This window comes from Spirosoma koreense, assembly GCF_054777875.1.
Genome location: NZ_BAAHAC010000022.1, coordinates 1998242 through 2013315, shown reverse-complemented (window position 1 = coordinate 2013315; position 15074 = coordinate 1998242). Strand labels below are relative to the sequence as shown.

At 54.8% G+C, this 15074-nt stretch carries 13 protein-coding genes; 10 read left to right on the top strand and 3 right to left on the bottom strand.

The window, feature by feature from the left end:
* Positions 1–97: 97 nt before the first annotated feature.
* The 4 genes from ACYVC2_RS21785 (at position 98) to ACYVC2_RS21770 (ending at position 7215) form a co-directional block, all read left to right on the top strand.
* The gene (locus tag ACYVC2_RS21785; RefSeq protein WP_461105685.1) at positions 98–1822 is read left to right on the top strand and encodes a sodium:solute symporter family protein; all 1725 of its coding nucleotides are present in this window, start codon (positions 98–100) and stop codon (positions 1820–1822) included.
* Positions 1823–1892: 70 nt separating this feature from the next.
* Positions 1893–3941 (top strand): glycoside hydrolase family 2 protein, encoded by a 2049-nt coding sequence (locus ACYVC2_RS21780; RefSeq protein WP_461105683.1) that lies wholly within the window; start codon positions 1893–1895, stop codon positions 3939–3941.
* Positions 3919–6198 (top strand): FAD-dependent oxidoreductase, encoded by a 2280-nt coding sequence (locus tag ACYVC2_RS21775; RefSeq protein WP_461105681.1) that lies wholly within the window; start codon positions 3919–3921, stop codon positions 6196–6198. Before ACYVC2_RS21780 ends, ACYVC2_RS21775 begins: the two co-directional genes overlap by 23 nt.
* A gap of 87 nt (positions 6199–6285) precedes the next feature.
* Positions 6286–7215, top strand: a complete 930-nt coding sequence (locus ACYVC2_RS21770; protein WP_461105679.1) for a sugar phosphate isomerase/epimerase family protein — start codon at positions 6286–6288, stop codon at positions 7213–7215.
* A 54-nt stretch (positions 7216–7269) separates the two neighbouring features.
* Here ACYVC2_RS21770 and ACYVC2_RS21765 read toward each other — a convergent pair whose 3' ends face one another.
* From ACYVC2_RS21765 to ACYVC2_RS21755, 3 genes are all read right to left on the bottom strand, one after another.
* On the bottom strand, positions 7270–7971 hold the full coding sequence (locus ACYVC2_RS21765; protein ID WP_461105677.1) for an SDR family NAD(P)-dependent oxidoreductase: 702 nt from the start codon (positions 7969–7971) through the stop codon (positions 7270–7272).
* Between the two features lie 93 nt (positions 7972–8064).
* Positions 8065–8844, bottom strand: coding sequence for a GTP cyclohydrolase I FolE (folE, locus tag ACYVC2_RS21760; protein WP_461105675.1), 780 nt, complete (start codon positions 8842–8844; stop codon positions 8065–8067).
* Entirely contained in the window at positions 8807–9238 is a 432-nt protein-coding gene (locus ACYVC2_RS21755; RefSeq protein ID WP_461105673.1) for a 6-pyruvoyl trahydropterin synthase family protein, read from the bottom strand. The genes folE and ACYVC2_RS21755 overlap by 38 nt, the downstream gene beginning before the upstream one ends.
* Positions 9239–9525: 287 nt before the next feature.
* Here ACYVC2_RS21755 and ACYVC2_RS21750 point away from each other — a divergent pair, with 287 nt between their 5' ends.
* The 6 genes from ACYVC2_RS21750 (at position 9526) to ACYVC2_RS21725 (ending at position 15042) form a co-directional block, all read left to right on the top strand.
* Positions 9526–10611 carry an MBL fold metallo-hydrolase gene (locus ACYVC2_RS21750; protein ID WP_461105671.1) on the top strand — a complete coding sequence of 362 codons (1086 nt, stop codon included), beginning with the start codon at positions 9526–9528 and terminating at the stop codon, positions 10609–10611.
* 82 nt (positions 10612–10693) lie between these two features.
* Complete coding sequence (locus ACYVC2_RS21745) at positions 10694–12070, top strand: Gfo/Idh/MocA family protein (RefSeq protein WP_461105669.1); 1377 nt, start codon at positions 10694–10696, stop codon at positions 12068–12070.
* A gap of 113 nt (positions 12071–12183) precedes the next feature.
* Positions 12184–13413, top strand: coding sequence for a sugar MFS transporter (locus tag ACYVC2_RS21740; protein ID WP_461105667.1), 1230 nt, complete (start codon positions 12184–12186; stop codon positions 13411–13413).
* Entirely contained in the window at positions 13413–13646 is a 234-nt protein-coding gene (locus ACYVC2_RS21735) for a DUF4258 domain-containing protein (protein WP_461105664.1), read from the top strand. The genes ACYVC2_RS21740 and ACYVC2_RS21735 overlap by 1 nt, the downstream gene beginning before the upstream one ends.
* Before the next feature lie 80 nt (positions 13647–13726).
* A complete protein-coding gene (locus ACYVC2_RS21730) occupies positions 13727–13954 on the top strand; it encodes a type II toxin-antitoxin system MqsA family antitoxin (RefSeq protein ID WP_461105662.1) in 228 nt (75 codons plus the stop codon).
* Complete coding sequence (locus ACYVC2_RS21725; protein WP_461105660.1) at positions 13951–15042, top strand: mevalonate kinase family protein; 1092 nt, start codon at positions 13951–13953, stop codon at positions 15040–15042. Before ACYVC2_RS21730 ends, ACYVC2_RS21725 begins: the two co-directional genes overlap by 4 nt.
* Positions 15043–15074: the final 32 nt, after the last annotated feature.

The window sequence follows — 15074 nt, the reverse complement described above, 5'->3', positions numbered from 1 at the left end:
TGCCGTGGAAACCCGCGATTCCAGCGAATCAACCGCGGGTTTCCACACGCGCTACAGCTACAGATGCCCGCGTTACAATAAGACACTACTCAAGTTCATGAATACAACCATCGATACCGCCGTTATCGTCATTTTTTCCGCCTTCGTGCTGGGCATTGGCTTGCTCTTTGCCCGAACGGGCCGGAACCTGAAATCTTTTTTCGCGGGCGGTGAGGCTGTCCCCTGGTTTATCGGTGGCCTGTCGCTGTTCATGAGTTTTTTCTCGGCGGGCACGTTCGTGGCCTGGGGCAGCATCGCTTATAAATACGGCTGGGTTGCCATCACCATTCAGTGGACCATGTGTATCGGGGCACTTGTAACCGGTCTTTACCTGGCCCCACGCTGGAAAGCCACGGGCGCACTGACAGCAGCCGAATTCATCCGCGAGCGGCTGGGAGTCACGGTGCAGAAAGTGTATATTTTCATTTTCACCCTGGTCTCCATTTTCATCAAGGGCTCGGTGTTGTACCCGGTCGCCAAACTGGTCAGTTCCTCACTGAACCTGCCCCTGGTGCCGTGTACCATTGGGCTTGGCCTGTTCATGATTGCTTATACCGCCGTCGGTGGTTTATGGGCGGTTATGGTGACAGACATTCTGCAGTTTGTGGTACTAACGGCGGCCGTATTCATTCTCCTGCCGCTTTCCCTGGGCAAAGTGGGAGGATTTTCAGGCTTTGTCCAGAGCGTACCCGACGATTTTTTTGGGCTGCTCAACGGTGAATACACCCTCGGTTTTGTGCTGGCGTTTGTGCTCTACCACATCTGCTACATCGGCGGCAACTGGACGTTCGTACAGCGCTACACCAGCGTCGATAGTCCGAAATCGGCGCGCAACGTGGCCTTTTTATTTGCCGGGCTATACCTCATCAGTCCGGTGATCTGGATGCTGCCGCCGATGATCTACCACGTCATCAATCCGTCGTTAACGGGTCTCGACACGGAGAATGCCTACCTCAAAATCTGCCAGTTGGTGCTGCCACCGGGTTTGCTGGGTCTGATGCTGACAGGTATGTATTTCTCAACCTCCGCCAGTGCCAATACCGCGCTCAACGTGGTGTCGGCAGTGTTTACCAATGACATCTACAAAGGTCTGATGAACCCGGCTGCGTCGGATCGGCAATTGATTCGAGTGGCGCGGGGGTCGTCGTGGGTGTTCGGGCTGGGCATGATCGGAATTGCCCTGCTGGTGCCCGCGGCAGGCGGTATGGTCGAAGTGGTGCTGAGTATTTCGGCCATTTCGGGTGGTCCGCTGCTGGCTCCTCCCCTTTGGGCGCTTTTTTCCAAACGCCTGACCAGCCGGGCAACGCTCTGGATCACCACCATTGGCCTGACAGTCAACCTATTCTGCAAAATCCTTTTACCGCTGCTGTTCGATTACAAACTAAGTCGCAGTTGGGAAACAGCCATTGGCGTAGGGTTACCACTTCTGCTCCTGCTGGGTTATGAGCTTTACGCACGATCGAAGGGGGCAGAAGCCCGTGAATATGATCAGTACCTGACCGCTCGTCAACAGAAGCGGGAAGAGGCTCAGGCCGAGTCGGCGGAGGAAGTGCTGGCCGTGCAGCAACAGAATCGCTTTGGCTTGCAGGTCATCGCCGGTGCACTGGCGTTTACCGCGCTGATGTTGTTTGGGCTGAGCACGTTAGCCAACATAGGCGGGGGCATCACGGCCGGTATCGGCGTTGTCATTCTGCTGGCGGCTCTGATTCCCTGGCGGGCGGCCCAACGCGTTCAACTATCAGGACCGAAGCCGGTCGAGAAACTCGTCAATTCGAAAACGTAGTCGTGCCAGCTTTTTAAGCTCGACACGGCGCAGCACAGCTTTTCTGATTTATTTGACTTTCACCCCTTACATGACACACATCCGAACTGTTCTAACCCTCCTTTTCCTGCTTCACCTGACTCGTCCAGGTGTTGCTCAGTACACCCTGCGCGAGCCAAAAGCCATTCCTCTGCATGGCGAGTGGTCGTTCGCGATGGACCCGATGCAGGTAGGCGAAAAAGGCAAATGGTACCAGGAAAGCGTTTCCCCTGGCCGCTGGGATAAAGTGACCGTTCCGCACTGTTTTTCGGTCGATCCGCGGTATCAGTTTTATACCGGAACAGGGTGGTATCGGCGGAATTTTCCGTGGCAGCCCACAACCGGCAAGCGGGTGCTGCTTCATTTCGATGCTGCCTACTACGAAACGGCGGTCTGGATCAACGACAAAAAAGTAGGTACGCACGAAGGTGGCTACACGCCTTTTCAGTTCGACGTGACCGATTTTCTGAAAAGCGGCATCAATTCGATCGCTATCTCGGTCAACAACAACACCTGGCGCGTGGGTACGATTCCCGGTGCCAAAGACAACAACCAGCCCAACGACCCGTTTCCGGGCTGGGTAAACTTCGGGGGACTTATCCGTCCGGTTTATTTCACGGTCGAGCCGGCGGTGTACGTCGAGAATGTCAAGGTCGAAGCAACGCCCGACCTGGCTAAGGGAACAGCGTCGCTAACCCTGAAAACCCGGATTCGTAACGCCGGTAACCAGTCGGTTACGCCCCGGCTTACGTTCCGGGTCGAACAGAATGGCAAACCGATTCCGCTTACCTGGAAGCAATCACCGGGCAGCGTAGGGGCTAACCAGTTGGTTGTGCTGGAAGCGACCACATCCCTGAAACCTTCAGATGTCAAACTCTGGAGCATCGACCAGCCAACGCTGTACGATGTGCAGGTCATAGCCGCAACCGACACCGTGCAGACGCATTTCGGCATTCGCAGAGTGGAGGTACGCGGTGCGCAGTTGCTGCTCAACGGCCAGCCCATCAAAGTAGCGGGCGGCAATCGGGTGGTCGATTACCCGCAACTGGGCTCGATGGAACCGGACTGGGTCGTTGAAAAAGACCTGCGCCTGATGAAAGAAGCGGGCATGGAATTTCACCGGCTCACGCATTACACCCCTTCCGAAACCGTGTACGACTGGGCCGACCGGAACGGCATGCTTATCATTGCCGAAGCGGGCAATTGGCAGTTGACACCCAGCGAGATGGACAACGACACCATCCGCACCAAGTTTCGGCAGCAGTTTCGAGAAATGGCCGAACGCGACTGGAACCACCCCAGCATTATCGCCTACAGCGTTGGGAATGAATACTTGTCGGAACAACCCGCCGGGCAGCGCTGGACCAAAGACATGATCGCCTTTGCCCGTGAACTCGACCCCACGCGGTTGTACACCTTCGCGTCGATGCGGCTCAACATCCTGCCGAAAAAGCCCGAAGATGAAGCCAGCCAGTACTGCGACTTTGTGTCGACCAACACCTACGGCAACCACGCCAACGTGCTGAAACACATTCATTCGCTGTATCCCGACAAGCCGATTTTTATCAGTGAATACGGTACCCGAGCCGACGGGAAAGATGCAGAAGCGGGTCAGGTGACCCACATCGAAAAATTCCTCAGCGATATCCGGCAACTGCCCTACGTGGTCGGTGCGTCATGGTGGTCGTTCAACGATTATCTGAGCCGACACAACGGCACCAATCCCGACGGCACGCGCCCCTGGGGACTCGTGCGCCCGGACCGCTCGAAGCGGCCTTTGTACAAAGCACACCAGACAGGCATGGCTCCCGTAACGGTCGAAAAAACCAGTTGGGAACCTGGGCAGGAAGGGGTGCATTCGCTCAAACTTCGTCTGACGGCCCGGGCTGATTTTCCGGCTTATGCCCTTAAAAACTACACTGTCAAAGCGGCTAATGCGACCTTTCCGCTTCCAGCTTTACAACCCGGCCAGAGCGCCGATCTGACCATTCCGGTTCGTGGTTTCGACAAAACGATATCGGTCGAAATCGTCAAACCAACCGGCTTTACAATTCTCACACAAACTTTTGATTTAACGAATGATACACGAACAGGCAACTGATAAACGAACCCTGAAAACCATTCGCCACGATGCCGACCTAATCGTTGTCGGCGGAGGCTTGTCGGGGGTTTGCTGCGCCGTTACGGCGGCCCGGGCGGGTATTCGCGTTGTGCTGGTTCAGGACCGGCCGGTGCTGGGCGGCAACTCCTCGTCCGAAGTGCGGCTGTGGGTACTGGGCGCTACTTCGCACATGGGCAACAATAACCGCTGGGCGCGCGAGGGCGGGGTCATCGACGAATTGCTGCTCGAAAACCTCTACCGCAATCCCGAAGGCAACCCGCTGATTTTCGACACGATTCTGCTGGAAAAAGTGGTGCTGGAACCCAACCTTACCGTATTGCTGAATACGGTGGTGTATGAGGTCGAGAAATCTTCGCCCGAAACCATCAGCGGACTGAAAGCTTTTTGCAGCCAGAACAGCACCGCCTATGATCTGGTTGCTCCGCTGTTCTGCGATGCGTCGGGGGATGGCATCGTTGCGTTTCAGGCCGGGGCCGCTTTCCGGATGGGGGCCGAAAAACGGGAGGAGTTTGGCGAGAAATTTGCGCCCTCCACCGAATACGGTGAGCTACTGGGGCATTCGCTGTACTTCTACACGAAAGATACGGGTCGGCTGGTGCGGTTTGTACCACCGGCCTACGCCCTGGATGATATCACGAAAATACCGCGCTACCGGCGGTTCAATGCGCAGGAGTACGGTTGTCAGCTCTGGTGGATCGAGTACGGCGGACGACTGGATACGGTTCATGATACCGAAACCATCAAATGGGAACTCTGGAAAGTGGTATACGGCGTCTGGAACTATATCAAAAATTCCGGGCAGTTTCCCGAAGCCGAAACCATGACGCTGGAATGGGTTGGGCAGATTCCCGGTAAGCGGGAAAGCCGCCGATTCGAGGGCGATTATATGCTGACGCAGCAGGACGTGGTCGAGCAGCGGCCGCACCCCGACGCCGTGGCTTTTGGGGGCTGGAGCATCGATTTGCACCCCGCCGACGGTATTTTTTCGGAGAAACCGGGCTGCAATCAGTGGCATAGCAAAGGTATTTATTCCATTCCGTACCGGTGTCTGTACAGCCGTAACGTGTCGAATCTGTTCCTGGCCGGGCGGATCATCAGCGCGTCGCACGTTGCGTTCGGGTCTTCGCGGGTGATGGCGACGGGCGCGCACGTGGGACAGGCGTCGGGGATGGCGGCTGCGCTCTGTACGCGCGAACACTTACTGCCGCGCGACCTAACCGAACCGAGCCGAATGCAAACGCTCCAACAGGAGCTGTTGAAGTCGGGACAACACATTCCGGGGCTTAGCCTGCAGGATGCCGACGATCTTGTCCAGCAGGCTACCGTGACGGCTTCCAGCGAATTCGTTCTGACCGAATTACCGCCCGATGGCCCGTTGATGCCCCTGCTTCAGTCGGCGGCTCAGATGCTGCCTTTACCGGCGGGTCCGGTTCCGAAACTAACGACTTTTGTTACCGCCGACCGGGCCACGACCCTGACGGTCGAGTTACGCCGAAGCAGTAAGCCCTTCAATCATACGCCCGATGTGACTCTGGAAACCAAAACCCTGTCCATCGGTAAGGGCAGTCAGGAGCTGGAACTGGTCTTCGACAGCGTACTGAATGAACCACAGTATGTGTTCGTTACATTCCTGAAAAACGAACATATCCAATTGCAATACAGCCAGTTGCGCGTTACGGGCGTTCTGTCGGTCTTTAATAAAATCAACCCGGCGGTATCGAACTATGGCAAGCAGGAACCAACCGAAGACATCGGTGTCGACACGTTCGAGTTCTGGTGCCCCGAACGCCGGCCAGCCGGCCACAACATTGCCCTGCGAATTGCCCCTGGCATCCGGCTGTTCGAGGGTGTCAATGTACGCAACGGGCTTCAGCGGCCCACCGATCAGCCCAATGCTTGGGTGGCCAGTCTGACCGATACCAATCCGACTTTAACCCTGACCTGGCCGAGCAAACAGCGGATTCGTCAGGTCGCGCTGTCGTTCGATTCGGACTTCGATCACCCGCTCGAATCGGTGATTATGATTCATCCCGAAACCGTGTCGCCGTTCTGCGCGAGTGAGTTCATTTTGTGCAACGACCGGCAGGAGCGCGTGTTTCGACAAACCGATAATCACCAGAGCCGAACCACGATTCAGTTTCCGGAACCCCTGGAAACCACCAGCCTGACGATTCACCTGAAACCGCAGGCGGGCAAAGCCCCGGCTGCCCTGATGGAAGTGCGCTGTTATGCCTGAACTTCTATGAGTATTTCAGAATAGCGGTTGGCTTTATCCACGGAAAGCGGTCTTTTGCCGCGCAACTTTCGTCAAACCTATCTCGATATGACTTCCGATCGTCGTTCGTTTTTGAAACAGGCTGCTGGCTCGCTCGCGGGTATGGCTCTGCTACCATCCGCTTTTGCTGAAGCACCTATGAAAAAAATGTGGTTCGATATTTCGCTGGCCGAATGGTCGCTACACAAAGCGCTGTTTGCCAAAAAGATCACGAATTTAGATTTCCCCGGCATTGCCCGTAAAGAGTTCGATATCAGCATCGTTGAGTACGTCAACCAGTTCTTTAAAGACAAAGCGCAGGACAAAACTTACCTCAACGACCTGCTCACGCGCTGCAAAGACAACGGCATTACCAACCACCTGATCATGATCGATGGGGAAGGAAACTTGGGGGCTACGGATGCCGCCGAACGGGCCAAAGCCATTGAGAACCACCACAAATGGGTGGAGTGTGCGAAGTACCTGGGGTGCAAAACCATCCGGGTCAACGCAGCCGGTAACGGAACGGCCGAAGAGGTTGCCAAGTCGGCAATAGAGAGCCTAAGCAAGTTGGGCGAATTTGCCAAACCAATGAATATCAACGTCATCGTTGAGAACCACGGCAGCTATTCCTCCAATGGCAAATGGCTGTCGGGCGTGATGAAGCAGGTGAACATGAAAAACGTGGGTACGCTACCCGATTTCGGAAATTTCTGCATCAAGCGCGGAGAGGGCCATACCTGTCAGGAAGAATATGACAAATACGTGGGCGTTCAGGAGTTGATGCCGTATACCAAAGGGGGCGTTTCGACGAAGTTCTACAACTTCGACGCCAGCGGCAACTGCGTTGAAACCGACTACAACCGCATGATGAAAATCGTGAAAGACACCGGTTTCAAAGGCATCGCCGGGATCGAGTACGAAGGCGATAGCCTGGAGGAGTACGACGGAATCCGCAAATCGAAAGCCCTGCTCGAACGCGTCGGTCCAATGGTCTAAAAAGTCTCCAACGAACTGACTGTCTATAAAATAGCCTGGCTACATGTAGCCAGGCTATTTTATGGCCCCCATTCCACCATCGACGCCGATGACCTGGCCAGTAATCCAGCTGGCCTGGTCAGACAGCAGATAAGCCGCCATACCGGCAATATCGTCGGGCGTACCGATCCGGTTGAGCGGATGCCGCTTGTTGGCCGACTCCCGCTTTTCGTCGCTACTTAGTAGATTTTTCGCCAGGGGCGTATCTGTCAGCGAAGGAGCCAGCGCATTGACCCGAATGGCGTTTACGGCAAATTCAGCGGCCAGCGACTTCGTCAATCCTTCCACCGCCGACTTGGCCACCGATACCGACGAATGAAGGCCCATACCCAGTTTGGCGGCTACCGTGCTGAATAGAACGACACTGCTGCCTTTGGCCGCTTTCAGCGCCGTATAAGCCGCATGGAGAGCCGAGACGGCCCCCAGCACGTTGATTTCCAGATCAGCCCGGTATTCGTCGGTTGTCAGACGCTGGAACGGTTTAAGATTGATGCTACCGGGGCAGTAGACCAGCCCATGAAGTACGTCGGGAAGTTGCGTAAGGGCTTCAGCCGCGGTCGTCTGCAGTACATCCCAGGAAATGTGCGTAGAGGGAATGCCTTCCGGCGCACGTCGGCCAGCGGTGACGAGCGTTGCGCCCTGCTGGGTCAGTTGCTTAGCCAGCGCATAGCCGATGCCTGAGCTGGCCCCCACAATTAGAATCGTTTTGCCTTGCATAGCGGAAATAAAAAGTTGTCGGGTCAGTATCCCTATTGTCGTTCGCTCCTACGCCAACGCAACACGATACTGACCCGACAACTTTTTGTTCGCTTATATGGTTACGCTGGGTTGGCCAACGTAGCGTAAAAATTCCTGACGAGTAGTTTCTTCTTCAAATTTGCCACTATACGACGAGGTAATGGTTGAGCTATTCAGGTCGCGGACGCCCCGCGTCGACACGCACAGGTGTTTGGCATCAATAACGACGGCCACATCCTCGGTTTCCAGCACCCGCTTCAGCTCATCGGCTATCTGCACCGTCAGCCGCTCCTGCACCTGCGGCCGCTTGCAGAAATACTCGACGATCCGGTTCAGCTTCGACAGGCCGATTACCTTACCACTCGAAATATAGGCCACGTGCGCCTTACCGAGGATCGGCACAAAGTGGTGTTCACAGTAGGTCTGAACGGTAATGTCTTTTTCGACCAGCATTTCGTTGTACCGAAACTTATTGTCGAACAGGGTTGGCTCAGGTTTGTTGGCCGGATTCAGGCCACTGAAGACCTCCTTCACGTACATTTTCGCCACCCGACGGGGCGATCCTTTCAGGCTGTCGTCAGTCAGGTCGAGGCCCAGGATGTTCATGATTTCCCGAAAATGCTCTTCGATGAGGTCAATTTTCAGGTCATCGTCCAGCGCAAACGCATCCGGTCGCATCGGCGTGTCGATAGAGCTGGTGCCGTGTGCATCACCAATCTCATCTACTAATTCATCGGTATCCATGTACGAATAATCTAAGGCATGCCCATTTTTGTAGTCACCCTGGTGTGAAACCCCATTCGTGGTCTGGCCATTAGACGGGATATTCGACGAAGTTCCGTTCAGTTTCATACAGTCTGATTTTAAGGTCTAAGCTGTCGCTTAGCTGAGTACGCAAAATGTTGTAGATGACGATAGCAATGTTCTCGGCCGACGGATTCAGGTCGGCAAACTCTTCAGTATCGAGGTTGAGATTTTTGTGATCGAAGCGATCCGTAACGTGCTCTTTGATGAGGTCGCCGAGTTGCTTCATATCGATGACATAACCCGTTTCCGGATCGATCGGTCCCGTTACCTGCACAATCAGGTCGTAGTTATGGCCATGAAAATGCGGGTTGTTGCATTTGCCATACACACGGGTATTTTTCTCGTCTGACCAGTTAGGGTTATTCAGACGGTGTGCCGCGTTAAAGTGTTCCTTCCGGAACACCGCAACCCGTGGAGCCTCGGCCCGGGTAGTATCCATACGTGAATGAATCGAAAAAATTTCCAATCAACCTGTCGTTACAAAGGTTGTGTACAACACAGGCAGACAGCAGAGCGTGTAGCCAGAACGCTCTTTCGAATGCAATTGATGGCTGATAAACCGGGCTCAGCGACTTTGGTTCATTTAGTATAAAAGCCAGTGTGCCGGATTCGGGGGTATAACATCCACTTATCCGGTATTGTTCCCACCTGTCCATTCCGAACCAGGCTGGGGAACCGGTACTTACCAGGGGTCGTTGTGCCCCCATGAAACGTTTGCGTACCACCATGCTTCTTACTCTGCTTATTCTGATTGGCTTAGCCGCTGCCGGCTACATTTTTACCTTACAAAGTCCGTTCGGTCGCGACCCGGCCGACGCCCGACTCGATCGAATCAAACACTCTCCAAACTACCGCGACGGTGCATTCCAGAACCTGGAACCGACGGGCGTCATGCGACAGGATGCTTCTTACCGGGATATGCTGATGGATTTTTTCAACAAACCCAAAGACAACGTCCCGCCCAAACCCATCCCATCGGTACGAACCGATTTGAAAGCACTTTCCGACGAAAAACCTACGGTTGTCTGGTTCGGGCATTCGTCGTACCTGATCAAATCTCAAGGCGTTACGCTGCTGGTCGACCCGGTGTTCAGCGGCTATGCTTCACCGGTATCGTTTTTCGGGAAATCCTACCCCGGCTCCGACGTCTACAGCATGGATGACATGCCCGCCATCGACATGCTGGTGCTGTCGCACGATCACTTCGACCACCTTGATTACCAGACCATCACCAAACTCATTCCCAAGGTTAAGAAATTTTACACGGCGCTGGGCGTCGGTGCTCACCTCGAACGCTGGGGCGTTCCGGCCGACCGGATCGTGGAGTTCGACTGGTGGGAAAGCCAGCAGGTAGCCCCCGACATTCAGCTGACCGCCGTGCCGGCTCGCCACTTTTCGGGCCGCACCTTTACGCGCGGAAAAACCCTGTGGACGGCTTATGCGCTCAAACTGCACGGCTATTCGCTTTACCTGGGGGGCGACTCCGGCTATGGTACTCATTTTCAGGAGATCGGGGCTAAATACGGCCCGTTCGACCTGGCCATTCTCGAGTGTGGTCAGTATGGCCGCGACTGGCCTAACATTCACATGTTTCCGGAAGAAGTGGCCAAAGCGGCCACCGACCTGCGGGCAAAAACGATTTTACCGGTTCACTGGGCCAAGTTTTCGCTGTCTAACCACTCCTGGAACGAGCCGATCCGGCGGCTGATGAAAACGGTCGAGCAGACGCATCAGGATGTGACGACCCCCAGAATTGGCGAGCCGGTGGTAGTTACCGCATCCTATCCAAAGACGGTCTGGTGGAATTTCTGATAACGGTCCAAAGGCTATGATTTTTATCCTGAAATAGCGTTCTTTGGTCAATAAACCGTTCCATTCGTATTCTTCGCCAATCATGCAAAAGCCTACCCGACGGGAGTTCATCCGAACAGCGGCCATCACCGGGGCTGCCTCCTCTGTGGCAACGACGTCTATTTTTCCGACCATTCTCACCCAGGCCAAACCGGCTGAGTCCAAAGTACGGCTTGCCTTTATTGGGGTCGGTGCCCGTGGGCGTAGTCACGTCAGTCAGGCGCTTTTCCGGGATGATGTGGAGATAACGGCAATTTGCGATCCCGATCCGGATGCCATCAACCGCACCAACGCGATGATCGCCAAGGCAGGCAAAAAAGCACCAACGGTATATGGCAAGGGCGATGAAGCCTTCCGGCAAATGGTCAAGCGCGACGACATCGACGGGGTAGTGATTGCCACGCCCTGGGAATGGCACGTACCGATGGCTGTGGCCACAATGGAAGCAGGTAAATACGCCGGGGTCGAAGTGTCGGCTACGGTAACCCTGAAGGAATCCTGGGACCTGGTCAATGCGTTCGAGAAAACCGGCTCGCCCTGTATGATCCTGGAGAATGTCTGTTACCGGCGCGACGTACTGGCAGTGCTGAACATGATCCGCCAGGGTATGTTCGGAGAAATGCTTTATGCACACTGCGGCTACCAGCACGACCTGCGCAATATCAAATTCAACGATGGGAAGTCCATCGGTGGCGTAGGGGCCGAGTTCGGCGCCAAAGGATATTCAGAAGCGCACTGGCGTACCCAGCATTCAGTCGACCGAAACGGCGATCTGTACCCGACGCACGGTCTCGGTCCGGTTGCGCACTGGCTCAACATCAACCGCGGCAATCAGTTTGTCCGCCTGACGTCGATGGCCACCAAAAGCCGGGGACTGCACAAATACATCGTCGACAAAGGGGGCGAAAACCACCCGAATGCCAAAGTCAATTTTAAGCTCGGCGACGTGGTGACGACCATGCTCGAATGCGCGAATGGCGAAAACATCGTGATCATTCACGATACCAACTCACCCCGCCCCTACTCACTCGGATTCCGGGCGCAGGGCACGCAGGGCATCTGGATGGACGACAACGACATGATCTATCTGGAAGGCACCAGCCCCAAACCCCACAACTGGGAGCCGTTCGCTGCGTACCAGGAAAAATACGACCATCCGCTCTGGAAGCGTCATGCACAGACCGCCGAAAACGCCGGACACGGGGGTATCGATTTCTTTGTGCTTCGGGCCTTTATCGAGTCGGTCAAAGCCAAAACCGCTCCGCCGATCGATGTCTACGACGCGGCTGCCTGGAGCGCCATCAGCCCCCTGTCGGAAGAGAGCATTGCCAAGGGCAGCAAAGCCGTCGACATCCCGGATTTCACCCGTGGCAAGTGGAAGACCAACAAACCGATTTTTGGCCTCACGGACGTGTATTGATGAATAATGTACAATGAATAATGGATAATGAGCCGGGAAAAACGTACTTTGGCAGTTCCAATTATTTGGATTTCCTCTGTTGCGCCTTTTCATTATCCCTTATTCATTGACGAATGACCCCTACTGCGCCTACCAAAGTCCAGAATTACCTCGGTCCGCTGCTGATCATCGGAGCCCTTTTCTTTATTTTCGGCTTCGTTACCTGGGTAAACAGTGTCCTGATTGCTTTCTTCAAACAGGCGTTCAGCCTGACCTCCTTCGAGTCTACACTGGTAGCCTTTGCTTTCTTTATTTCCTACACGCTCATGGCCATTCCGTCGTCGGCCGTTCTGAAACGAACGGGCTTCAAGAATGGCATGTCGCTGGGACTGGTTGCCATGGCCGTGGGTACCCTGATTTTCGTGCCGGCGGCCCGCTCGGTTTCCTACCCGTTGTTTCTGGTTGGCTTATTCATCATCGGTATTGGACTGACGGTTCTGCAAACGGCCTCGAATCCGTACGTAACCATTCTGGGGCCGCGCGAGTCCGCGGCTCAGCGGATCAGTTTCATGGGCATCGCCAACAAGCTGGCAGGGATTATCAGCCAGTTGATTTTCGGTAATTTATTTTTGGCGGGGGCTGGTGCAGTCTCCGGTGCTGCCAGCCTGGAAAAAGTGGTTACCCCTTATCTAATCTTAACGGCCGTTCTGGTCGTGCTGGCCATCCTGATTCGCTTTTCAACCTTACCCGAAGTTTCGGAGGAACAGGACGATGTACCAACGGATGCGCTGGCTCGGAACGAGCGAACCAGCGTCGGGCAATTTCCGAACCTGGTGCTGGGGGTAGCCGCTATTTTTTGCTACGTAGGGGCCGAAGTCATCACGGGCGATCTGATCATCAGTTACGGGCAGGCTATCGGGTTCAGCAACGACGAAGCCAAATACTTTACCACCTACACGCTATACGGCTTGCTGGCCGGTTACCTTCTCGGTATTCTCCTGATTCCACGGGTAATCAGTCAGCAAACAGCCCTACGATTCGGAACCATTCTGTCCCTGATTCTGACGGTTGGTGCGTTAGTGACCAGCGGCTTTGCGTCTATTTTGTGCATCGCCCTGCTGGGTTTCGCCATTTCGCCTATGTGGCCCGCAATCTGGCCACTGGCGCTGAACCGGCTGGGGCCGTTCACCAAGATTGGCTCGGCCCTGCTCATCATGGGTATTTCGGGCGGGGCACTACTGCCCTTGCTGCACGGATACCTGACGGATGCCTTTAGTCCCAAGATAGCGTATGCCCTGCTGTTGCCCCTGTTCGGGTATATCTTTTACTACGCCACTGTGGGTCATAAAAAACAAAGCTGGTAATGCCGGTCGATCTTGCTCTGTTGCAGCAGGCTATTGACAAAGGAGCTATTGTCTGGCGAAAGCATGTACTTCAACGCTTGGCCGAGCGAAATATTCGTCAAAAAGACGCTTTGCAGATCGTCTATTCAGGTGAGATTATCCGGTACTATAATGACGATCGACCTTTTCCGAGTGTATTGCTGTTTGGATGGGTGAACAGTCAACCTTTACATGTGGTTGCCTCGTACGATTAAGCACAGACAATTGTCTATATCATAACGGTTTACGAGCCATCACCCGACGTATTTGAACCAGATTTTAAGACGAGAAAGCAATGATCACATCAGCCGTTTGCCCTATGTGTGGTGGTCATAAAGAAGCAGGGTACACCACATACAGCGTTGATTTGGGCGATGGCCTGGTAGTCGTTCGTCATGTCCCTGCCACCATCTGCCACCAGTGTGGAGAGGAATGGATTGATAATAAAACTGCGCAACAATTAGAAGAAATTGTTATAGAAGCGCGCCAGAAAAAACATCAATTAGAAGTATTATCGCTTTGACTTCCGTAACGAACCCATCTTCCGTAGTCGTTTCAACTCCCGGACGAATCTGCCTCTTTGGCGAACATCAGGATTACCTCGGTCTACCGGTTATTGCCGCAGCCATTTCACGCCGAATCCGCGTATCGGCCCATTCGTCGGAACAACAGGGCTTTCGACTGAATTTGCCGGATATTGGCAGTGCTGTCAATATTCCGTTCGTCGGGTCGCCCCTGCCCTACCCTGAGATCCGCGATTACTTCCGGTCGGCAGTGAATGTGCTGCTGCGGGAAGGCTTTATGTTTTCGCGGGGGATCGAGGGCGAAGTCCGGGGAAATATCCCCATCAACTCCGGCACGTCCAGCTCGTCGGCGCTGCTCGTTACCTGGCTCAATGTGCTCACGCAACTGGCCGACCAGCCGCGCCAGCTTTCGCCTGAACGCCTGGCCGAACTGGCCTACATCGCCGAAGTATTGGAATTTGGGGAACCGGGGGGCATGATGGATCATTACTCGACCGCCGTTGGGGACGTCATTTACCTGGAATCGACTCCCGCAATAGCCTTGACCAAACTGCATCCGGAACTGGGGACGTTTGTGCTGGGCGATTCGCAGGAACCCAAAGACACCATTGGGATTTTGAAGCGGGTCAAGGTGGGGATGCTGGCGATTATCGATCAGTTGAAACAGGTCAATCCTGCTTTTTCGCTTCATCATTCGGCGATTACCGAAGCCGCTGAATTCAAAGACATACTGACCAAAGACCAGTACATTCTGCTGAAAGGGAACCTCGCCAACCGCGACATTCTGCGCGAAGCCCTGACCGTGTTGCAGGCTCCGGTTCTGGATCATCAGCGCTTCGGCCAGCTCCTCAACGACCACCAGACGAACCTCCGCGAAGCCCAGCGCATCAGTACGCCCAAAATTGACCGGATGCTCGCTGCCGCGTTAAGCGCCGGAGCGCTGGGCGGAAAGATCAACGGTTCGGGCGGGGGCGGCTGCATGTTCGCCTATGCTCCCAACGATCCCGAGCGGGTTGCCGAAGCCATCGAACGCGAAGGCGGGAAAGCATACGTCATCTCCGTCGATCGGGGAACAACCGAAGAATAGGTATCGCGGCCGGGCTGGCATACTAACCCGAT

What these genes read in the sequence shown, in the direction of transcription:
- ACYVC2_RS21785 (WP_461105685.1), top strand. Translation starts at nt 98, where the DNA reads ATGAATACAACCATCGATACCGCCGTTATCGTCATTTTTTCCGCCTTC.
- ACYVC2_RS21780 (WP_461105683.1), top strand. Translation starts at nt 1,893, where the DNA reads ATGACACACATCCGAACTGTTCTAACCCTCCTTTTCCTGCTTCACCTG.
- ACYVC2_RS21775 (WP_461105681.1), top strand. Translation starts at nt 3,919, where the DNA reads ATGATACACGAACAGGCAACTGATAAACGAACCCTGAAAACCATTCGC.
- ACYVC2_RS21770 (WP_461105679.1), top strand. Translation starts at nt 6,286, where the DNA reads ATGACTTCCGATCGTCGTTCGTTTTTGAAACAGGCTGCTGGCTCGCTC.
- ACYVC2_RS21765 (WP_461105677.1), bottom strand. Translation starts at nt 7,971, where the DNA reads ATGCAAGGCAAAACGATTCTAATTGTGGGGGCCAGCTCAGGCATCGGC.
- folE (WP_461105675.1), bottom strand. Translation starts at nt 8,844, where the DNA reads ATGAAACTGAACGGAACTTCGTCGAATATCCCGTCTAATGGCCAGACC.
- ACYVC2_RS21755 (WP_461105673.1), bottom strand. Translation starts at nt 9,238, where the DNA reads ATGGATACTACCCGGGCCGAGGCTCCACGGGTTGCGGTGTTCCGGAAG.
- ACYVC2_RS21750 (WP_461105671.1), top strand. Translation starts at nt 9,526, where the DNA reads ATGCTTCTTACTCTGCTTATTCTGATTGGCTTAGCCGCTGCCGGCTAC.
- ACYVC2_RS21745 (WP_461105669.1), top strand. Translation starts at nt 10,694, where the DNA reads ATGCAAAAGCCTACCCGACGGGAGTTCATCCGAACAGCGGCCATCACC.
- ACYVC2_RS21740 (WP_461105667.1), top strand. Translation starts at nt 12,184, where the DNA reads ATGACCCCTACTGCGCCTACCAAAGTCCAGAATTACCTCGGTCCGCTG.
- ACYVC2_RS21735 (WP_461105664.1), top strand. Translation starts at nt 13,413, where the DNA reads ATGCCGGTCGATCTTGCTCTGTTGCAGCAGGCTATTGACAAAGGAGCT.
- ACYVC2_RS21730 (WP_461105662.1), top strand. Translation starts at nt 13,727, where the DNA reads ATGATCACATCAGCCGTTTGCCCTATGTGTGGTGGTCATAAAGAAGCA.